17 protein-coding genes are annotated in these 21,604 nt (G+C 61.2%); 10 read left to right on the top strand and 7 right to left on the bottom strand.

Going from position 1 to position 21,604, the window contains the following annotated elements; genetic code table 11:
- From OUZ52_RS05410 to dnaA, 7 genes are all read right to left on the bottom strand, one after another.
- On the bottom strand, positions 1–620 hold a 620-nt coding region (locus OUZ52_RS05410; RefSeq protein ID WP_266157313.1), incomplete at its 3' end, for a MotA/TolQ/ExbB proton channel family protein.
- A gap of 46 nt (positions 621–666) precedes the next feature.
- Positions 667–1,212: an energy transducer TonB gene (locus OUZ52_RS05405; RefSeq protein WP_425493796.1), complete on the bottom strand. Its 546-nt coding sequence runs from the start codon at positions 1,210–1,212 to the stop codon at positions 667–669.
- Positions 1,213–1,527: 315 nt separating this feature from the next.
- Positions 1,528–2,820 (bottom strand): tetratricopeptide repeat protein, encoded by a 1,293-nt coding sequence (locus tag OUZ52_RS05400; protein ID WP_266157311.1) that lies wholly within the window; start codon positions 2,818–2,820, stop codon positions 1,528–1,530.
- A 388-nt stretch (positions 2,821–3,208) separates the two neighbouring features.
- On the bottom strand, positions 3,209–5,632 hold the full coding sequence (gene gyrB, locus OUZ52_RS05395; RefSeq protein WP_266157309.1) for a DNA topoisomerase (ATP-hydrolyzing) subunit B: 2,424 nt from the start codon (positions 5,630–5,632) through the stop codon (positions 3,209–3,211).
- A 76-nt stretch (positions 5,633–5,708) separates the two neighbouring features.
- On the bottom strand, positions 5,709–6,788 hold the full coding sequence (gene recF / locus OUZ52_RS05390) for a DNA replication/repair protein RecF (protein ID WP_266157308.1): 1,080 nt from the start codon (positions 6,786–6,788) through the stop codon (positions 5,709–5,711).
- A 99-nt stretch (positions 6,789–6,887) separates the two neighbouring features.
- Positions 6,888–7,988 (bottom strand): DNA polymerase III subunit beta, encoded by a 1,101-nt coding sequence (gene dnaN / locus OUZ52_RS05385; protein WP_266157307.1) that lies wholly within the window; start codon positions 7,986–7,988, stop codon positions 6,888–6,890.
- 284 nt (positions 7,989–8,272) lie between these two features.
- Positions 8,273–9,619 (bottom strand): chromosomal replication initiator protein DnaA, encoded by a 1,347-nt coding sequence (dnaA, locus tag OUZ52_RS05380; RefSeq protein ID WP_266157305.1) that lies wholly within the window; start codon positions 9,617–9,619, stop codon positions 8,273–8,275.
- Between the two features lie 201 nt (positions 9,620–9,820).
- Here dnaA and rpmH point away from each other — a divergent pair, with 201 nt between their 5' ends.
- The 10 genes from rpmH (at position 9,821) to OUZ52_RS05330 (ending at position 21,599) form a co-directional block, all read left to right on the top strand.
- Positions 9,821–9,958, top strand: a complete 138-nt coding sequence (rpmH, locus tag OUZ52_RS05375) for a 50S ribosomal protein L34 (protein ID WP_266157303.1) — start codon at positions 9,821–9,823, stop codon at positions 9,956–9,958.
- A 14-nt stretch (positions 9,959–9,972) separates the two neighbouring features.
- A complete protein-coding gene (rnpA, locus tag OUZ52_RS05370) occupies positions 9,973–10,353 on the top strand; it encodes a ribonuclease P protein component (RefSeq protein ID WP_266157302.1) in 381 nt (126 codons plus the stop codon).
- A gap of 63 nt (positions 10,354–10,416) precedes the next feature.
- The gene (gene yidC / locus OUZ52_RS05365) at positions 10,417–12,150 is read left to right on the top strand and encodes a membrane protein insertase YidC (RefSeq protein WP_266157300.1); all 1,734 of its coding nucleotides are present in this window, start codon (positions 10,417–10,419) and stop codon (positions 12,148–12,150) included.
- Between the two features lie 76 nt (positions 12,151–12,226).
- Positions 12,227–13,585, top strand: a complete 1,359-nt coding sequence (gene mnmE, locus OUZ52_RS05360; protein WP_266157298.1) for a tRNA uridine-5-carboxymethylaminomethyl(34) synthesis GTPase MnmE — start codon at positions 12,227–12,229, stop codon at positions 13,583–13,585.
- Positions 13,586–13,688: 103 nt separating this feature from the next.
- Positions 13,689–14,138 (top strand): DUF3011 domain-containing protein, encoded by a 450-nt coding sequence (locus tag OUZ52_RS05355; RefSeq protein WP_323135317.1) that lies wholly within the window; start codon positions 13,689–13,691, stop codon positions 14,136–14,138.
- A gap of 92 nt (positions 14,139–14,230) precedes the next feature.
- Entirely contained in the window at positions 14,231–15,574 is a 1,344-nt protein-coding gene (locus OUZ52_RS05350; protein WP_266157296.1) for an SWIM zinc finger family protein, read from the top strand.
- Positions 15,571–17,112 (top strand): DUF5691 domain-containing protein, encoded by a 1,542-nt coding sequence (locus tag OUZ52_RS05345; protein WP_266157295.1) that lies wholly within the window; start codon positions 15,571–15,573, stop codon positions 17,110–17,112. Before OUZ52_RS05350 ends, OUZ52_RS05345 begins: the two co-directional genes overlap by 4 nt.
- Complete coding sequence (locus tag OUZ52_RS05340; protein WP_266157294.1) at positions 17,109–18,191, top strand: ATP-binding protein; 1,083 nt, start codon at positions 17,109–17,111, stop codon at positions 18,189–18,191. Before OUZ52_RS05345 ends, OUZ52_RS05340 begins: the two co-directional genes overlap by 4 nt.
- A gap of 8 nt (positions 18,192–18,199) precedes the next feature.
- Positions 18,200–20,491 carry a DUF5682 family protein gene (locus OUZ52_RS05335; protein ID WP_266157292.1) on the top strand — a complete coding sequence of 764 codons (2,292 nt, stop codon included), beginning with the start codon at positions 18,200–18,202 and terminating at the stop codon, positions 20,489–20,491.
- Positions 20,484–21,599 (top strand): VWA domain-containing protein, encoded by a 1,116-nt coding sequence (locus tag OUZ52_RS05330; RefSeq protein ID WP_266157291.1) that lies wholly within the window; start codon positions 20,484–20,486, stop codon positions 21,597–21,599. The genes OUZ52_RS05335 and OUZ52_RS05330 overlap by 8 nt, the downstream gene beginning before the upstream one ends.
- Positions 21,600–21,604: the final 5 nt, after the last annotated feature.

Genomic DNA, 21,604 nt, shown 5'->3' with positions numbered 1-21,604 from the left:
AACAGACCGAATGCGGTCATGATCAACGCCTCACCCACGGGGCCAGCTACCGCTTCCATCGATGCGTTACCGGTCGCCGAGATCTTGATCAGCGCGTGGTAGATGCCCCACACGGTACCAAGCAGACCGATGAACGGTGCCGACGAACCGACCGTAGCAAGCAAGGTCAGGCCGCCTTCCAGACGCAGGCTCTCGCGAGCTACGGCCTGGCGCAGGGCGCGGTCGATGAATTCCGAACGGCTCAGCGATTCAGCCAGACGGCCTGCACCGGTGGAAGCCTGCTGGTGATGGGCCACGGCAGAGGCGGCATCAAGAGCGATCTTGGAGAATGGTTCACCCTTTGGCTGGGCTTCCAGGTCGCGAATAGCGTCCTGGGTGGAACCGTTGTTCCAGAAGCCGCTGATGACTTTGTCAGCGCGACCACGAACCATGGAGTTACGAATCGCGTTGGCAATGATGAAGTACCAGGAGGCGAACGACATCACCACCAGCACAACGAAGACGATCCAACCGAGGAAGTCAAAGTTGTGGATGAGGTGGTCGAAGCCCATCGACTTCATGGCTTCGGCGTTGGAGGTACCGCCCGCGGCCGGGGTCGGTGAAGGAGTCTGTTGGAACATAACGCTACCCTTGGAAGTCAAGCGTGAACTGTGACTGTAACTGGAATTACAGCTGATTTAGATTGAAGTTGATCGGAACGCGAGCGTAGCCTTCAACCTTTTGCCCGTTTCTGATGGTCGGATTGAAGCGCCACTTGCGTGCCGTTTCGATCGCGGCCTGATCCAGCTCACGGTAACCGCTGGACGTTTCGACCTTGATGTCCTTCGGTGCACCGTCAACACCGACCAAGATCATCAGCGTAACCGTGCCTTCGTGACGCTGACGAATAGCCTGCGGCGGATACTTGGGCTGGATCCGGTTGTTATAGCTGAGATCCGAACTGGCAGTGATGTCAGCCGGCGGCGCCGGTGGTGCTGGCGGTGCCGGTGGCGGTGCTGGAATCGGATTGCTGGTCGCTTCCGTCACTGCCGGCGGCGGAGCCGGTGGCGGTGGTGTCGGCGGCGGCTTCAGCTGCTGGATGATCTTCGGCGGTGGCTGCTTCGGAGGCTCCGGCGGCGGCGGCGGTGGTGGCGGCGGCGGCGGCGGCGGCTCGATGAAGTTCACCTGGACGGTGCGCTCTTTTTCCTTCTGCGCCTGTTTCGGCGGTGCCATAGGCGCCACCAGCAGCAGGAACGCGAACGCATGGATCGCTATGGCAACTGCCAGCGCCCAGGTACGCCTCCAATTGAACGGCCCTTGGCCGCTTGATTCGTTACTTGAGGCCATCTGTCACTATCTGGAGCTAATCAATCGGAATGACGTGGTCACAGCATCTAGCGGCAAAAGATCCAAAGAGGATGACATTTGCCACTGGACACGAGCACGGAATGGATTCAACGGTACAACAGCACATGGCGTTTGTATAGATCCCGTGAAGCTTTCGAGATGGACGTCTATCCGCCTCACGGGACTATCTTCGGCCGTGTCTTATTTGCTGGCTCCTGCCTGCTTCAGCCATGCCTTCGCTTTGTCGGCTGATTCGGGTTCTTGCGCAGCTTTTTGCATCGCTGCGATCGCCCCCGGCTTGTTTTTCAAACCACGCTCGGCTTCGGCCAGCAACATATAAGCCGTGCCCTTGTGCTGCACGCCTTTATCGATGCCTTGCTGGATCATGCTTTTTGCCTCGGTGAACTTGCTTTCGCTCAGCAGCAGCTGTCCAGCACGGATCGCGGCTTCGCCATCCTTACCCAGCGGCATGGCCTTGCGATAGGCGTCGATGGCCTTGGCGGGGCTATCAGCGACATAGGCGGCGTCACCGAGCAGTTTGTAGTTGTCATAACTGGGGGGCACAGCGCCCTTGGCCACGCCGTCTTCCAGGGTCGCCACGGCCTTCAGCGCATTCGGCTTTGGATCGGAGCTTTCCTGGCCGGTGACCAGGTAGAGCTTGGCCAGGTTGACGTAATCTTTTTCGGTCTTGAATCCGCCGGCTGCTTTGGATTTCTCCATCAGCTGGATCGCTTCAGGATACTTCTGTGCCTGCATCAGCACGGCGACCGCGTTATTGAGCGTATTGGTATCGTTCGGGTTGGCGGCCAGCTGTTGCTGCGCCAGCTGGGCGGCCTGGTCGGTCTGACCCGATTCAGCGTAGCTGGCCATCAGGATCTGGTTCCAGCTGTCATTCGGCTTGTCGCTCATCGACTGCGCTTTCTTGATCGCAGCGATCGCGGCGGGATACTTCTCAAGGCGGTAATTGGCGTTGCCTTCCAGCGCATACGACTCGGCGGTTTCTTTCTTGCCTTCGGCGCGCCACTTGGCGATCGTGTCGAGCGCCGGCTGGTACTGCTCATTGGCCAGGTAGAACTGGGCCAGCATGTACTCGAGCTGGAAATAGGTGTCGTTCGGCAGCACGCCATTGTCGATCGAGCGCTTGAGCAGATCGATCGCGCCTTTGACGTCACCGTCGTTGTAATGAAGGTTGGCCATGCCCTGCAGTGCCAGCGCCTGCGCGTACTTGCTCTTGCTGCTGTCGATGATCGGCTGCAGCACTTGCTCGGCCTTGGCCTTGTCTTGAGCGTTGACCGCGTCCAGGCCCTCGTTGATGGCCTTCTGGTCTTTCTCGCTGGTCAGATCAAGCTTGGGCTCGGCGCGCGTCGTATTCGGGTACAGCACTTCCTTTTTCTCTTTGGAAGCATTGCTGTCGCGTGCGATTACCGGGCTGCTCATCAGAACTAGCGCAAGCGCTGCGCCGGTCAGTAGCTTGATGAGGGGAACGTGCTTCATGGCAGTCCTCGTGTAAGGGTTCACGCACAAACTGTGCAGGGGATCGCTGAGCGTAACCTGAGCAGGCAGCAGATAACAAGTCGCAGCGCCGCAAGAAAGACCACGCAGAATCAATGGCTTGCGAGATACGCAGTCGTATCCAACGCAAATTTCTCCTGCCATTGGTCACGTTGCCCCATGCCATCGCACTGACTTGCGCCCGATGATGCCGCTCCAGGCGCCTACAGTCCGTGTCGGCCGTCCCCTACCTAAACTTGAATTCGTTCGTTTGCGTGAAGCGCTTTGAGGTAATGCGCCAGTGTAATAGCGCATTAATACACGAGTATTACTCCGATCTTCGTGCGCCGGTATCGCCCAGCATCACTGCTGGGCGATACCGGCGATTGACTCAGACGTCGAGGTTGGCGACCTTCAAAGCATTGGCTTCGATGAAGTCGCGGCGCGGCTCCACCGCTTCGCCCATCAGCATCGAGAACATCTGATCGGCGGCAAAGGCATCTTCGACCCCCACTTGCAGCATGCGTCGCGTATCCGGGTTGACCGTGGTTTCCCACAGCTGCTCAGGATTCATTTCACCCAGGCCCTTAAAGCGCTGAATGCTGCGGCCTTTCTTCGCTTCGTCCAATAGCCAGTTGCGAACTTCGTCAAAGCTGAGCACACCACGGGATGCGTTGCCACGGCGCACCACGGCATCGGGCTGGATCAAGCCGGCCAGCTGCTGGCTGGCGTGCAGAATCGGCCGGAACTCGGCCCCGCTGAAAAATGGCTGCGGCAGGATCCAGGTGTGGCTCAAGCCATGCTGGTCGCGTACGACCTCGATAGCCGCCGGCTGCTCGTCCACGGCCGGACGCAAGGCCAAACGGTAACGCGGTTTGCCCAACCCGCTCGCCGCGAGGCGTTTGGCCGCGACATCCAGCCAGGTCTGCATGGCCGTCGCATCGCTCCACAAAGCCGGTTCGATCGGGCTGTGTTCCAACAAGGCGGTGAGCACATTGGTATCGAAACGATGACCGAGGCGAGCGATCTGATCCAGCGCGGATTGATAGTCACGCAACAGTTTTTCGAGCGCCTCGCCGGCAATTCCGGGCGCCTGCGGGTTGTACTGCAACTCCGCGTTGTCGACCGCGCTGGAGATCAGATATGCATTCAACGCAGCGTCGTCTTTCAAGTACAACTCTTGCTTGCCCTGCTTCACTTTGTACAAAGGCGGCAAGCCGATGTAGACATGGCCGCGCTGAATCAACTCGGGCATTTGGCGGTAGAAGAAGGTCAGCAGCAGGGTGCGGATATGCGAACCGTCCACGTCCGCGTCGGTCATGATGACGATGCGGTGGTAGCGGAGTTTGTCCGGGTTGTATTCCTCTTTGCCGATACCGGTACCGAGCGCGGTGATCAGCGTGCCGACTTCAGCAGACGCCAGCATCTTGTCGAAACGTGCCTTCTCGACGTTGAGGATTTTACCCTTCAACGGCAGCACCGCCTGGGTCTTACGGTTGCGGCCCTGCTTGGCCGAACCACCTGCGGAGTCACCCTCGACCAGGAATAGTTCGCACAAAGCCGGATCTTTCTCTTGGCAGTCGGCCAGCTTGCCCGGCAGGCCGGCAATATCCAGCGCGCCTTTGCGGCGGGTCATCTCGCGTGCCTTGCGCGCCGCTTCACGGGCACGGGCCGCATCGACGACCTTGGACGCAATCGCCTTGGCTTCGCTGGGGTGCTCGAGCAGGAACTCGCCAAGCTTTTCGTTGACTGCCTGCTCCACCGCGGTCTTGACCTCGCTGGAGACCAGCTTGTCCTTGGTCTGCGAGGAGAACTTCGGATCCGGCACCTTGACCGAAAGGACGGCAATCAGGCCTTCGCGCATGTCGTCGCCCGATAGCGAAACCTTGGCGTTCTTGGCCAGCCCTTCTTTTTCGATGTAGCTCTGCAAGGAGCGGGTCAACGCTGCCCGAAAACCGGTGAGATGGGTGCCACCATCACGCTGCGGAATATTGTTGGTGAAGCAGAACATCGTCTCCTGGTAGGAGTCGGTCCACTGCATCGCCAACTCGACGCTGATGCCGTCTTGCTGGGTGGCGCTAAGGCTGATGACGTTCGGGTGCAGGGCGGTCTTGAGCTGAGCCAGATGCTGTACGAACGAGCGAATACCGCCCTCGTAGGCAAACGTGTCCTGCCGCAGCTCGCCGGTGCGCTCGTCCTTCAGCTCGATGGTGACGCCTGAGTTGAGGAAGGCCAGCTCGCGCAGGCGCTTGGCCAGAATCTCGTAATGAAATTCGATATGGGTAAACGTCTGCGGGCTGGGCAAGAACCGCACCATGGTGCCGCGCTTATTCGTGGCGCCGAGCACTTTTAGCGGGTATAGCGGCTCACCGTGAGCGTATTCCTGGGCGTGCTCCTGGCCGTTGCTGTAAATCGTCAGCCATAGACGCTCGCTAAGCGCGTTCACCACCGAGACGCCGACGCCATGCAGACCACCGGAGACCTTGTACGAATCGGCGTCGAACTTACCGCCGGCGTGCAGGACGGTCATCACCACTTCGGCGGCGGACCGCCCCTCTTCCGGGTGGATATCCACCGGAATGCCACGGCCGTTATCGATGACGCTGATCGAGCCATCGTCATGCATCGTGACGATGACGTGGTCGCAGTACCCTGCCAGGGCTTCGTCGATGGCGTTATCGACGACTTCGAACACCATGTGATGCAGACCCGTGCCGTCATCGGTATCGCCGATATACATGCCGGGGCGCTTACGCACCGCTTCCAGGCCTTTAAGTACTTTGATGTTGCTCGAATCGTAGGATGCGTTGTTCATGCCCTGCCCGTATCTTGGCGCCAGCGACCCCGCTCGACACGGCGCCGTAGAGGCCGAGCAAGGGGACAATCGGCGATTATAGCAGGGGTACCAGCCTGCCCTGTTCCACGTGGAACACACGTGCTCCAGGCCCCTGCAGCGCCAGCGGAAGTTCGGTTCCCGTCAGCAACACCTGGGCCCCCGCAGATCGAAGCTGACCGACCACGGCTTGCTGATGAGGGAGATCGAGTTCCGAGGCCAGGTCATCCAGACACATGACTGGCCACTCGCCGCGCAGCTCGGCGTAGAGAAGCGCCTGCGCCATCAGGCAGGCCAACGCGGTCAGTTTCTCCTGGCCACGCGACAGATGCTCACGTAAAGGGGCGTGTTCGAAGGCAATTGACCAATCCGCCCGGTGAACTCCGTGGGTCGTGTGCCCGCGAGCGAGATCCCTGCCCCGCTGCATCCGCAATTGCTCCGCCAGGGTCACGTCGTCCGACCACCCTCGGCGATATCGCAATTCGACCGCACCGAGTTCAGGGAGCAAACCAGCCACCGCGCCGATCAGCTTGGGCCGAAGCAGGCTCAGGTAGTCCTGCCGCTGTTGATCAATTTCCTCGCCGGACTGGGCCAACTCGGCCTCCCAGGGCAGAAACAGCGCTTCTGGGATCGAATCCCCGCTTCGAAGCAAGCTATTTCGCTGTTTCAAGGCGCGCTGATAGCGACGCCATGCCCCAAGAAAGGCATGTTCCACGTGAAACACCCCCCAATCGAGGTAGCGCCGTCGCTCATCTGCCGCACCAGCGATCAAAGCATGTGACCCGGGTTCAAAACAGACAACGGCGCATTCACGCACCAGTCTGCCGACCGGAACTTTCTCGCTATCTACTCGGGCGTCCCAGCGGCTGCCCTCCTTGCCCAGCCCCAGCCGGCTAAGCCGGTCATCGGCATGGCGTAACTCGGCGAATACCGACAGCGACGCTGCATTTCGTTGCAATAAAGCCTCTTTGGCACCGCTTCGAAATGAACGCGCATGTGAAAGCAGAAAGGCGGCCTCCAACACGCTAGTTTTGCCAGCGCCATTAGCTCCGACAAACACATTGATCCCTGCGTCCAGTGAAACGCGAACATCGCCTAAGCAACGAAGCCCCTGAACGCGCAGCGTCTCAAACTTCATCGGTTAACGCCCACAAGCAAGAACGCCGGAGTGTCTAACGACAACTCCGGCGTTGCATATCAAAGATCCACCGTAAGGCGGCAATCACCACCTACCGCTTTAGAGCCGCAACGGCATGATGACGTGACGAGCCTGATCATTGTCGTCCTCCTGCACCAGGCAGCTGGACTGGGCGTCACGAAGGCTTAATCGGGCTTTCTCGCTGCGCAAAGCCGACAAAGCATCCAGCAAATAACCGACGTTGAAGCCTACCGCCAAGTCAGAAACCACGGTATCGGCTTCCAGCTCTTCAACCGCCTCCTCCTGCTCAGGGTTATGCGCAACGATGCGCAGTTTCCCAGGCGAAAGCTCCAGCTTCACGCCACGATACTTCTCGTTCGAGAGAATCGCCGCACGCTGCAAGGCGCCCCGCAGTACTTCGCGATCAAGCGTCGCCGTTTTGTCGGCACCGAGCGGAATCACTGCCTCGTAGTCCGGAAAACGGCCATCGATCAGCTTGGAAGTGAACGTGACCTCACCGCGGCGAACACGCAGATGATTGCGGCCAAACTGAAGTTCGACAATGCCATCGCCGGTTTCGAACAAGCCGACCAACTCGTTCACGCCTTTGCGCGGGATGATGATTTGCCGACGCGATTTCACCGAGCTCTCCAGCTGGGTTTCTTTCAACGCCAAACGATGGCCGTCGGTAGCGACGCAACGCAGGGTATGTTCCTGCAAATCGAGCAACATGCCGTTCAAGTAATAGCGCACGTCCTGGTTGGCCATGGCGAACGACGTACGTTCCATCAGATCACGCAAAACCTCCTCCGGAAGCGCGACCTGCTCCACCAGTTCGATTTCATCAATGGTCGGAAACTCAGTCGCAGGCAAGGTTGCCAGGGTAAAGCGACTACGCCCTGCGTTCAGGGCAACACGATCGCCGTTGAGCTTCAATTCGATCCGCGCGCCATCCGGCAGCGCACGCACGATATCGAACAGCTTCCGCGCAGGAATGGTGATTTCGCCATCGACTAACTTCTCGGCGTCGGTGGTCGCGACCATTTCGACTTCGAGATCCGTACCAGTCAGCGAAAGCTTCCCTTCGGCAACACGGACTAGGAGATTAGCGAGCACAGGCAATGTTTGACGGCGTTCGACGACGCCAACGACCTGTTGCAAAGGCTTGAGTAGAGCTTCTCGTTGGATGCTGAATTGCATGTTTGCGCTTCCCCTAAACTGCTGTTCTGTTTTTTAAAAGAAGTTTAGTAGTGGTTGTTGTTGTCCGTGGATAACTTTTTTTCGCTTGAAACTACTTTTAAATCAAATGCTTGTGTGAAAATCGCGTTGTGCTCAAAGTTGCCCGGTGAATGTGCATCACTTGTGGATAACTCAAAGGGGTCATTTCATCCACCTATTATCCACAGCTAGCGCACCCAGTTATCAAGCGCTTATACAGTTCGCATCGTCACACAGTCTTTCCGCCGATCCCTAGCGCCCTAGACCTAGCCGGTGAGGATGCGGATCAGCTGTTCCCAGTCCTGACGCATACGCGTGTCGGTTTCGCACAATTTGCGGATCGTGCGGCAGGCATGCAGCACCGTGGTGTGGTCACGGCCACCGAACGCGTCGCCGATTTCCGGCAGGCTGTGCTCGGTCAGTTCTTTGGACAGCGACATGGCCATCTGCCGCGGGCGTGCCAGGGAGCGCACTCGCCGCTTCGAGAGCAGGTCCTGCAGGCGTACCTGGTAGTAATCGGCCACGGTCTTCTGGATGTTCGGCACGGTCACCGCCTGCGCATGCGTCGCCAGCAGGTCGCGTAAGGTTTCCTCGGCAAACTCGGTGGTGATCGGCTTGCCGTAGAAGTTGGCGCGCGCCGCCAGCGTGTTCAACGCGCCTTCCAGATCTCGCACGTTCGAGCGAATGCGCTTGGCCAGCAGCATCGCCACGCTTTCGCTCACATCCACGCCTTTGTCGTGGGCTTTGGACAGTAAGATCGCCGCACGCGTCTCGAAATCAGGCGGCTCGATCGCCACGCTCAGGCCCCAACCCAGGCGCGATTTCAGCCGCGGCTCGAGCTTGTCGACCTCTTTCGGGTAGCGGTCGCAGGTCAGGATGATTTGCTGCTTGGACTCGAACAACGCATTGAACGTATGGAAAAACTCTTCCTGCGTGGTGTCTTTGCCGGCAAAGAACTGGATGTCGTCGATCAACAACGCGTCGACCGAGCGGAAGCGCCGCTTGAACTCGTCCATGCTTTTGGCGCGCAAGGCCTCGATCATCGAGCCGACGAACTGCTCCGAACGCAGGTACATCACCTTGCAGCCGGGGTTGCGCTCACGCATGAGATTGCCCGCAGCGTGCATCAAATGGGTCTTGCCCAGACCGGTGCCGCCGTACAGCAACAAGGGGTTGTAAGCACGGCCAGGATTGGTCGCCACCTGCATGGCGGCTGCCTTGCCGAGCTGATTGGACTTACCCTCGACAAAGGTTTCGAAGGTGTAATGCGGGTCCAGGTTGTGATTGAACGTGGGCGCCGCGGGCGGCGCCGGCGGTTCGGCCACGGTGGCCGGCCGCGGCATGGACGCCGGTGGCTTGGCGACCTGGCGTGGCGCGCTCGAACCGACCTCCAGCCGTACCGTCAGCACGTGACCGGTCAATTGCTCCAACATCGCTTCGATACGAGGCAAGTAACGCTCTCGCACGGTGTCCAGAGTGTATGGATTGGGCGCAAACAGCTGTAAGCCGTGCATGTCGTCGCGGGCCTGCAGAGGCATCAGCCAGGTGTGCAGATCCTCGGCGCTCAATTCGCCCTCAAGACGCTCCAGACAGCGCCGCCATAAGTCACTCATGAATAAACTCAACCACTAGAAAGGGCGCTTGCGCGCAGGGTGACCGGCTAGTCTAGCGCAGGCAGATGGCGGATCGGCATGGGATATCCACAAAATTATCCACAGGTTGTTTCAGGCGGTAAATACCGTGGATTTGACAGCGCTGCCGATTGCCTCGCATAATCTCCAACCTTTTTATCCACATACCTACAGGAGGAAGCCATGTCGAAGCGGACCTTCCAGCCCAGCAAGCTCAAACGCGCCCGCACCCACGGCTTTCGTGCCCGCATGGCTACCGCCTATGGTCGCAAGATCCTGAAGGCGCGTCGCGCCAAGGGTCGTAAGCGCCTGATCCCGTAAACGGCACGCTGCTGATGCGTGCCGCCGGTCTGCCGCGCGAAGCGCGGCTCCGCCGCGCTGGTGATTTTGCTGCTTTAAGTCATGCCAGCGGTCGCTTCGGCGGCCGCTGTTTTTCTGTGCGCTATCGTAACAACGAGCTTGGCCATGCCAGGCTGGGCCTGGCCATCTCCAAGCGAGTGTCCAAGCTGGCGGTGGAGCGCAATCGAATCAAGCGACTGGTGCGCGAGTCGTTTCGTCGCATCCAGCATGAATTACCCGCGGTTGATCTTATGGTGTTGGCCCGAGAACAAGTGGTTGCCATGTCTGGCAATCAATTGCTTGCAGAGCTCGACGCCCTGTGGGCCAAGCTCAAGCCGTTGAAGCCAACAGAAGCGACCGGCACAATCGCTCGCTGACCTATTTCTAACCGTCTCGCCGCGGCCCGGTGTCGCAGCGTCTTACACCGGATCTGCTTTGCGATGAATCAAACGCGCACGTTTCTTATCTTCGCCCTGCTGGCCGTGGCCTACCTGCTATTCATGGCCTGGGAGAAGGATTACGCCCCGCATCCCGCGCCAAGCTCCGTAGCCGCAGCCAGTAGCGCCGCGGCTGTGCCGACTGCCGATGGCAGCGTGCCCGGCGCTACCGCAGGTGCGGCGGCGGTCGTGCCTGCGGCCGGCGTTGCCCCCACGACGGACACCGCCAGCGCCACCGCACAGCTGATCACCATCAGTACCGACGTGTTGCGCCTGACCGTGGATACCCGCGGCGGTAGCGTGGTGCGCTCCGAGTTGCTCAGCTACCCGTCGGAGCCGCGCACCAAGAAACAGCCCGATCCGGCGCCGGTGCGCTTGCTCGACGATGAGCGCGTGCACTACTTCGTGGCGCAAAGCGGTCTGACCACCGTGCAAGCCGCCAATACGCCGAGTGCGCCTACGCATCTGTCGATTTTCCAGAGCGCGCAGAGCAGCTACCAGCTGGTTGACGGCCAGAACGAACTGAAAGTGGACCTCACCTGGCAGGACGCCAGCGGGCTCAAGGTCATCAAGACCTTTACGCTTAAGCGCGGCAGTTATGTCATCGATCTTGCTCAGCGCATCGACAATGGTGCTAGCGCCACCTGGACCGGCAATGCCTACGAGCAGATGCAGCGTGTAGCGCCGGCAGGTACCAAGAGCTGGTGGCAGAACTTCAGTGACCCGGCCTCGCATAGTTTCTTTGGCGCCGCCTGGTACAGCCCGCAGGACAAGTTCGAATCGCTGCCCTTCACCGATTTCCAGAAGAAACCGCTGAACCGGCCGATCACTGGTGGCTGGGCGGCGATGCTGCAGCATTACTTCTTCGTCGCCTGGATTCCGTCGGCGCAGGATGCGACCACTTACACCACCAGCGAAATCAATCCCGATACAGCGCAGCCGATCTATTTGATCCGCACGCTGGGCCCCTCGATCAGCGTGGCCGCAGGCCAAAGCGCCAGCAGCAGTTCACGCTTGTACATCGGCCCGAAACTGCAAGGCACGCTGGATCTGGTGGCACCGGGTCTTGAGTTGTCGACCAATTACGGTTGGCTGACCGTGGTGGCACAGCCTCTGCATTGGCTGCTGTCCAAGTTGCATGCGATCAGCGGCAACTGGGGGGTGGCGATCATTCTGCTGGTGCTGCTGCTCAAGGCCGCGCTGTGGAAGCTCACCGCCACGCAGTTCCGCTCCGGCGCCAAGATGCGCAAACTGCAGCCTCGCGTCACCGCGCTTAAAGAGCGTTACGGCGACGACAAGATGAAGATGCAGCAGGCCATGATGGAGCTGTACAAGAAAGAGAAGGTCAACCCGATGTCGGGCTGCCTGCCGATCCTGGTGACCATGCCGGTGTTCTTCGGTCTGTATCGCGTGCTGATGGAAAGCGTCGAGTTGCGCCATGCACCGTTCTTCGGCTGGCTGCATGACTTGTCCGCGCCCGATCCGATGTTCGTCTTGCCGGTGCTGTATGTGCTGGTGATGCTGGCCACGCAATGGCTGACCCCGCCCGCCCCGGGCATGGACCCGGCGCAAGCGAAGATGATGAAGGTAATGCCGATCATGTTCGGCGTAATGTTCTTCTTCTTCCCTGCCGGCTTGGTGCTGTACTGGGTGGTCAACGGTGCGACCAGCCTGGCGCAGCAGTGGTACATCACTCGCTCGGTCGATCGAGCCGATCTGAAAGCCAAAACCGCTTGATCGAAAAGGCCGCTGATGCGGCCTTTTCTTTGCTCGGCTCAGCAATAATCTTTCCGTTCCCCATTCCCCGGACAGCATGAGCGCAAACACCGACACCATCACCGCAATCGCCAGTGCGCCGGGCGCCGCCGGCGTGGGTGTGTTGCGTGTGTCGGGTCCGGCGGTACCGGCGATTGCGCAAACCTTGCTCGGTCGCGCCCCTCGACCGCGATTCGCCCACTTCGCGGCATTTCGCGACGACGACGACACGCTGATCGACCGCGGCCTGTTGTTGTACTTCCCTGCCCCCGCCTCGTATACCGGCGAACATGTGCTGGAGTTGCAAGGCCACGGCAGCGCGGTGCTGCTGGATGCGTTGCTGCGACGGGTCTGCCAGCTCGGTGCACGGCTGGCGCGGCCCGGTGAATTCACCGAGCGGGCGTTTCTCAATGGAAAACTCGATCTGGCCCAGGCTGAGGCGGTGGCCGACCTGATCGCCGCGCGCTCGCAAGCTGGTGCACGCGCTGCACTGCGTTCGATGGAAGGAGTTTTTTCGCGCAAGGTCGAAACCTTGTTGCAAGCCTTGATCGCCTTGCGCGTGCATATCGAAGCGGCGATTGATTTTCCCGAAGAAGAAATCGACTTTCTCGCCGATCCCGCCATCGTCCGCCAACTCGAAGCCCTGCGGGCGGAACTCGCCGAGCTATGGCACGAAGCGCAGCGCGGTCTTCGTCTCAATGACGGCTTGCGCGTGGCGATCATCGGGCGCCCGAACGCAGGCAAGTCCAGCCTGCTCAATACCCTGGCCGGCAACGAACGCGCCATCGTCACCGACATTGCCGGCACCACCCGCGACGTGTTGCGCGAGCAATTGAGTCTCGATGGAATTGCGCTCGAACTGGCCGATACCGCAGGCCTGCGCGATACCAGCGACCCAGTGGAACGCGAAGGCGTGCGCCGTGCACATGGTGAACTCGCACGGGCGGATGTCGCGTTGCTGGTGACCGACGCACAAAACGCCAACGACGATCTCAGCCTGTTGGCCGAACTGCCTGCCGGCGTCGAACGCCTGGTGCTGGTCAACAAGATCGACATCGATCACGCGGGTGAACACCACACCGTTGCCCATCAAGAACGACGCGACAACGCCACCTGGCTATGGGCTTCGGCGAAAACCGGCGCCGGCCTCGATGCGTTGCGCGAACATCTCAAGCAGCTGGCAGGCGCCGGCAGTGGCGAAGGTGCGTTCAGCGCGCGCCGCCGCCATGTACTCGCCTTGCAGCAAGTGGCTGCCCATCTCGAACATACGGCTCATGTGCTCGACACGTCGCGTGCCGGCGAGCTTGCCGCCGAAGAGCTGCGCCAGGCCCAGCACGCACTCGGCGAAATCACCGGCAACTACAGCAGCGATGATCTGCTCGGCGCGATCTTCAGCTCGTTCTGTATCGGCAAATAACCGCTCAAGCACAGTTCGCGGACGCGCGGTTTAAGGTGTTCTTAAGCCCTTTTGCAGACACTGGAATCGCTCTGCACACATCGTTTGCGCATGCTGTCCGCTCATGGAATATCGAGCAATGAAGTGGATGGCTTGCGACCATCGTTGGCGACACTCCCCCTTGATAACTCTTTGGTCGCCCGACGCGTCATACCGCCAAACGCGGTGTGTGGTGCCTGCTCACCTCACAAGGAAATCATCGATGTTCCGTTCACTCGTACCGCTCGGGGTCTGCCTCTTGCTGACAGCGTGTGCCGCCGCACCTTACGAACCCGGGCACGACCGCCCCGGCCGCCCGGATCACGACTGGGATCGCTCGCAAGAGATCTCATGTGACAGCCAGTCCAATGCCTATCGTCAATGCTCCATCGATATCGGCCGCTACGACGACGTGCGCTTGCGTCGGCAAGAATCGGTAAGCGATTGTGTCGAAGGGCGCAGCTGGGGCTGGAATCGTCGTGGCATCTGGGTCGATCGCGGCTGCCGCGCCCGCTTCGAGGTCATTCGCCGCTAGCTGGCGGGCCGGGCATCGTGCCGAGTGTCATGCAGTTGGTTTATGCTCGGCCACTGCAGCGGTAACTAACGGCAGGGAGCACGTATACACGCATGGCAGCTGTGTTGACGCGAGATCAAGTGCTGGCGCTGGCGCCCGATAGCGCTTCGGCAAAAGCCGCCCTGGGGCTGCTGTCGGATGCCAGCTGGCCGACTCTGGGCATGCATGCCGACGCGGTGTGGGGCGAGTGCAAAGGCAGTGGCAGCAAGCCGTATCAGACCCAGGTGGAACTCGGCACCCTGGTCTCGCGCTGCAGTTGTCCCAGCCGTAAATTTCCCTGCAAGCACGGACTCGCCCTGCTGCTGCTTTATGCACAGGGGCATGCGCGGGTAGTCGATGCCGCCATGCCCATCTGGGTCAGCGAATGGCTGGCTTCGCGCCGCGACAAGGCGGTCAAGAAAGAACAGGCCGCCGCCGACAAAGTCCCCGTCGATCCCGAAGCCGCGGCCGCCGCGGCGCAAAAGCGCGAAGCCGCGCGCTGGAAGCGAATCGTGGCAGGCACGACTGAATTGCAGCGCTGGATCGCCGATCAGTTTCGCCGTGGCTTGGCGCGCTTTGGCCAGGGGCAGCGCCAAGAATGGCGTGCGATGGCTGCGCGCATGATCGACGCGCAGGCGCCGGGTCTGGCGCGACCGTTGGAACAGGCGCTCGCGGCCATGAAGGCAGGGTCGGAGCGGCACGAAGAAGTCATCGCGCAGTTCGGCCTGCTGCAACTGGTCAATGAGGCGGTGAGTCGCCGCGCCCAGCTGTCGCCTGCCCGACTGACCGATTTGCGGGCCGTGCTCGGCTGGTCGCCGGATCGCGAGGAAGTCATCGCGCTGGGCGATTCCATCGACGATGCGTGGCTGGTGCTGGGACAAATCACATCGAGCGAGGACGAACGACTCAGCGAACGCCGCGTCTGGCTACGCGGCCGCGATAGCGGTCGCGATGCCCTGCTGCTCGATTACGCCTATCAGGGCAAACGCTGGGAAAGCGCGTGGTTTACCGGCGTCACTTATCAGGCACGGCTGAGCTTTTATCCCGGCAGTGTGCCGCTGCGGGCGCAAGCCAGCGAAGCGGTTGCCGGCGGGAAGATGCCGTGGCCACAAGGGCGGGCAGCCGAGTCGATCGAGTCGGCCTCGCTTCGCTTCGCGGCAAATCCGTGGCTGCCCTGCGTGCCCATGCTGTTGAGCGATGCGATACCCCGATGGCATCAACAGCGTTGGCAGCTGCAGACCCAGGAGCATGTTTTCCCCCTGCGCCTGAGTGAAGAAGCCGGCTGGTCGCTGCTTGCCTTCAGCGGAGGTCACCCCGTGCACGTCATGGGTGAATGGGATGGGCAACATCTTTATGCCTTGTCGGCGCGTTCGTGTGCCGAAGATGCACGCGACGGCATCTGGGAGGCCAGCGCATGACGAGTTGGTTGAAACAGGCGCTGATCGGTGTCGATCAAGCCGTGCCCGGCATGGCCGATGGCGCCATCGGTGCATGGCTGGAGCAACCGGCGTTGACCACCGCCGATGCTGCGCTGGATTTCAGTCGAAAGGTGGGTGCCTTGGCTGCATGCCGACTCGCGGCGGTCACGTTGGAAGCGGCGCCGAATGAAGCATGGCAGGCCGCACCGGAGGATCCGCAGCGACTCGCGCAAGATCATCCCTGGCGCAGCCTGTGCAACCAGATCTTTGCTGACGGTTCACCGCGCCTGCAATACGAAGCATGCCTGCGTCTGGCATATCACGAACACCATTTGCCTTGGTCGGTGTTGCCGTCCGCGCTGGAACGTGGACTGCGCAACACCGCACTGCGCCCTGCATTGCTGCCAGTGCTAGGTGCGCGCGGTCATTGGCTTGCGCGACAGCGTACCGATTGGCAGTACGCCGCCACGCACGCGTCATCGCTTGAACCTGGCGTCGATGACGGTGACCGCATCTGGCAAGAAGGCAGCATCGAGCAGCGCCTGGCGTACTTCCGCCAGCTGCGTGGCAGCGACCCGCAGCAAGCGCGCGATTTGTTTCTGGCTCAAATGAGTGAATGGCGGGCAAAGGAGCGCGGCGAGTTCGTGTCTGCCTTCGCCATCGGCTTGCAGCCGCTCGACACGGTCGTGCTGGAGCCTTTGCTCAAGGATCGCAGCAACGAGGTACGACAAAGCGCGGCGATGCTGCTGGCGCGGTTGCCCGAATCCGCGCATGCCCGACATTTGAGTGCCTGGCTGGCACAGCTGGTGACGAGCAAGCGCGGACTGCTGCAACGTACGTGGCAATGCGACGCGCCGCAGGCGGTCGATCCCGCGTGGGCCGGGGCAATGGTCGAAGCTGTCCGACCGCAGCACGATGTGCTCGGCGAGCGCGCATGGTGGCTTTATCAATTGGTGCGACAGGTGCCGTTGTCGTGGTGGGTCGCGCACACCGGCATGTCACCGACGGCATTGATCGGTTGGGCGGGTAAAACCGACTGGTCCTTGGCGCTTTATCGAGGTTGGCGCCAGCGGGTGGGAGCGAGCGATCCCGTGTGGATCGAAGCGATGCTTAGCTCAGATGTAGCCGAATTCACCGAACGGAAGTCGGAACTACTCGCGCTATTGCCGGTGGCGCAACGCGAGCGGTACTGGCCGCGTTCGTTGGATCAACTGCAAAGCAGCGGCGCTTTGAACGCCATCGTTGGCGCGTTCGCCTCTGGCGAGACGCTGACGCTGGAGTACTCCGTCGCACTGTTGCCCAGCCTGCGCGCGAGTTTCGAAAGTGATCAGCTTCGATATGGCATTCATCTACGTGCACCATTGCTGGAACTGGCCGGCTTGCTTCATCCCGACAGTCTGCATCAATGGCAACCCCTGCTTCGTCGCGACGACCTGACCGCCGCGATGACCGAATGCCTCCACGAGTTCGAGCGCATCGTGGCCGCTCGCCTCACCCTGTATGCCCTCCCCGACCGACCGTTTACGGAGCTTCGATGAGCACTACCGTCCTGCGCCAACACGCCGAGCATCAGTTCGCCGAAGAACTGGAACAACTGCAAAAGGTGGACACGCGCCAGCGTCCCGCGAACTGGCTGTTATCGCCCTGGGCCGTCATCAACTATCTGATGGGTGGGCGGCTGGATAACGGGTTCGAAATTAGCCCCAAGTACATCGGCAACCCGCGCCTGATGGAAATCGCCGTGGCCACCTTGGCCACCGATCGCGCACTGCTGTTGTTCGGTGTCCCCGGCACGGCGAAATCCTGGGTATCCGAGCACTTGTCGGCGGCGATCAGCGGCGATTCCACGCTACTGGTACAAGGCACGGCAGGCACCAGCGAAGAACAGATTCGCTACGGCTGGAACTACGCGCAACTGCTGGCGCACGGACCCAGCGAAGCGGCCTTGGTACCCAGCCCGCTGGTGCAGGCAATGAAGCGCGGCAAGATCGCCCGCATCGAAGAACTGACGCGCATTCCGGCGGATGTCCAGGACGCACTGATTACCGTGCTGTCGGAAAAAACTCTGCCGATTCCCGAGCTCGGTTCCGAAGTGCAGGCCACGCGGGGGTTCAGCCTGATCGCCACGGCCAACAATCGCGACAAAGGCGTCAACGAACTATCCAGCGCGTTGAAGCGTCGCTTCAATACGGTGATCTTGCCGGTGCCGGCCAGCGAAGAAGAGGAAATCGCCATCGTGACCAAGCGCGTGGCCGAACTGGGGCGCGCCCTGGAGCTTCCTGCCGAGCCGCCCGCACTGAAAGAAATCCAGCGCATCGTGCAGATCTTCCGTGAGCTGCGAAATGGGCAGACCGCCGACGGCAAAGCCAAGCTGAAATCGCCCAGCTCCACCTTGTCCACCGCAGAGGTGATCTCCGTGATCAACAACGGCATGGCCTTGGCGGGGCACTTCGGCGATGGCCAGCTGCGCCCGGCGGACATGGCCGCAGGCATGATCGGCGCCGTGGTCAAAGACCCGGTGCAAGATCAGGCGGTATGGACCGAATACCTGGAAACCGTGGTGAAGGAACGCGCGGAGTGGAAGGACCTTTACCGCGCCTTCCGCGAACAGCTGTAAGCCAGCCGATGGCCGACACCGTCACTCTGTTTGGTATCCGTCATCACGGCCCGGGTTGCGCGCGCACATTGCGCCGCGCCCTGGAAAGCCTGCAACCGGATTGCCTGTTGATCGAAGGGCCTGCCGGCTGCGAAGCATTGCTGACGCATCTGGCGGACCCCGGATTGCAGCCGCCCATCGCCTTGCTCAGCCATAGCGCCGATGATCCGCAACTGGCGGTATTTCATCCGTATGCCGTGTTCTCGCCCGAATGGCAGGCGATGCAATGGGGGTTGGGCGCTGGCATACCGGTGCAATTCATCGATGTGCCGCCGGCGATAACGCTGGCCTGGCAACAGCAGGACAAGCGCGCGGCGCTGGTGGCGGAGTCGGGCGTCAGCGATCCGCCGCCATCCGATCCTGTATCCGATCAGGCAAATGCTGACGCCGACGACCACGCTCCCGCCGATCCACTGGACTGGCTCGCCACTGCAGCGGGTTATGCGGACGGCGAAAGTTGGTGGAACCATATGGTGGAAGAGCGCGGCGATGGCGAGGGACTGTTTGAGGCGATCGCCGAGGCGATGACCGAACTGCGTGCCAATGCACCACAGCGGTTGCGTGGCTATGAAGCGCGCGAAGCCGTACGCGAAGCACATATGCGCCTGGCGCTGCGCGAAGCACGCAAGGCCGGCCATCAGCGCATCGCGGTGGTTTGCGGGGCCTGGCATGTGCCGGCGCTGGCCGATCCCGGTACCGCAACCGCCGACAAGGCATTGTTGAAGGGGCCGGAGAAACTGAAATCGCAAACGACCTGGGTGCCATGGACGTATCGTCACCTCAGTCGGCGCAGCGGTTATGGCGCAGGCATTACCGCGCCGGGCTGGTATGAGCATCTGTGGCGACATGACGATAGCGGCAGCCGGGTCATCGGCTGGTTTGCGCGAGTGGCGAGGCTGCTGCGCGAACACGGGCTGGACTGCTCGTCGGCGCATCTCATCGAAGCGGCGCGCTTGGCCGATTCGATGGCGGCGCTGCGGCAGCGGGTGGCGCCCGGCCTGGATGAGCTCAACGAAGCAACGCAAAGCGTGATCTGCCATGGCAATGATTTGCCGATGCGACTGATCGCTGACGAACTGATGATTGGCAATGCCATGGGTTCGGTGCCTTCATCCGTACCTACCGTGCCATTGCAGCGCGACCTGGAAGCGCTGCAAAAGCGTTTGCGCCTGAAACCCGAAGCGCTATCGCGCAAGCTCGATCTGGATCTGCGCAACGATGTCGATCGGCAACGCAGCCAGCTGCTGCACCGGCTTGGCCTGTTGAACATCACGTGGGGGCGACTGGCGACGGTTGGCCATGGCAGTCGCGGCACCTTCCATGAAGTGTGGGACCTGGCATGGGAGCCGAGTTTCGAGGTCGAGCTCATCGTGGCTAGTCGCCATGGCCACACCTTGCTCATGGCGGCGAATGCCAGCGCTAATGAACAGGCGCGCCACGCATCCACATTGCAGGCATTGGCGCAATTGGTCGATCGCGTGTTGTTGGCCGATCTGGCCGATGCGGTAGTGTTCGTCGCCGCCGAGCTGGACGCGCGCGCCGCCACCAGCGGCGATCCGCTGGCGTTGCTGGATGCCCTGCCCGCGCTCGCCAATGTGTATCGCTATGGCAATGTGCGTCAGACCGATGTATCCCAGGTCGCGCACCTGTTCGACAGCATGCTGCTGCGTGCCAGCCTTGGCCTGGCCCTCGCGGTCAGCGAACTGAATGACGAACCGGCGGAGCAGGCTCGCCGCACGATACTGGCTGCCGATCACGCGGTCTCGTTGCGCCAGGATGAGTTGCAGACTCAGGCCTGGCAGCGCGCGTTGCAGACCATCACGCGCATGGAGAGCAGTGCACCGTTGCTGCGCGGGCTAGCCAGCCGATTGTTGCTGGATGCTGGTGCGGCCGATGCCGTACAAGCCGCGAGTCATATCGAACTGCAATTGTCGATGGGCAGCGAACCGTTGCCGGCCGCGCAATGGCTGGATGGATTTCTCAACCGCAATGCCACAGTGCTACTGCATAGCGACGTGCTGTGGAGTCTGATCGATCGATGGATCAGCGAGCTAAGCCACGAGCATTTCGTCCGCGTGGTGCCGCTGCTGCGCCGCACGTTCGCCCAGTTCGAAGCCGCAGACCGACGCGACCTGGGTCTGCGCGTCAAACAGCCCGCCGCCGCGCTGGCCTCCGCGACACCCACATCGACGTGGAATGAACCGCGCGCTTGCCGCGCCCTGCCCACCCTGAGCGAACTGTTCGGATTGCCTCATGAGTGACGACGCCAAAGATCACGACATCGCGAGTGACTTCCCCACCACTCGAGCCGAGCGCTGGCGCATGGTGCTTGGCAGCGATGGCTTGCAGCGTCGTGGCGGTCGTGGTGGCTCGGCGCCGAATGTGGCGCGCTGGCTGGGCGACATCCGCAAATATTTTCCATCGTCGATCGTGCAAGTCATGCAGCACGATGCGCTCGAACGCCTGAACATGCGTCAGTTGCTGCTGGAGCGCGAGATGCTCGAAGGCATTCAACCGGACGTCCATATGGTGGCGAACCTGATCGCGTTGTCAAGCGTGATTCCTGCCGGTACCAAGGAAACCGCTCGCGCAGTGGTGCGCAAGGTGGTGGATGAATTGATGCGCCAGCTGGAAGAGCCGATGCGCTCGGCGGTCAGTGGCGCGCTGGACCGTGCGCGTCGCAGTCGTCGGCCGCGTCATGCGGAAATCGATTGGCATCGCACCATCAAGGCCAACCTCAAGCATTGGCAGCCGAGTCATCGCACCATCATCCCGCAACAGCTCGTGGGCTTTGGCCGCAAAGCGCGCAAGCCGCAGCGCGAAGTCGTTCTATGCATCGACCAGAGCGGCTCGATGGCCGCTTCGGTGGTGTATTCGAGCATCTTCGGCGCGGTGCTTGCATCGTTACCGGCGATCTCGACCAAGCTGGTGGTATTCGATACCAGCGTCGTCGATATGAGTGAGCAGCTGGATGATCCGGTTGATCTGCTGTTTGGCGTGCAGCTTGGTGGAGGCACCGACATCCATCGGGCGGTGAGCTACAGCCAGGAGCTGATCCGCGAACCGCACAACGCTATCCTCGTGCTGATCTCCGATCTCTACGAAGGTGGCGTCGCCGACCGTTTGCTCGCCCGCGCCAGCGAACTGGTCGAAGCCGGCGTGCAATTCATCACCTTGCTGGCGCTCAGTGACGAAGGGCGTCCAGCGTACGACAAGGCTCTGGCAGCCCGGCTTGCCGCCATCGGCGTGCCCTCGTTCGCCTGCACGCCGGATGCGTTTCCCGGTCTGATGGCCGCAGCGATTCGCCGCGACGATATCGAGCAATGGGCTGCAGCGCAGGGATTGATTTCGACACGGGCGGCAGACTGATTCTG

This window comes from Dyella silvatica, assembly GCF_026283955.1.
Taxonomy (GTDB): Bacteria; Pseudomonadota; Gammaproteobacteria; order Xanthomonadales; family Rhodanobacteraceae; genus Dyella_C; species Dyella_C silvatica.
The sequence above is the reverse complement of the archived record's forward strand: the minus strand, read 5'-3'. Positions and strand labels throughout refer to the sequence as shown.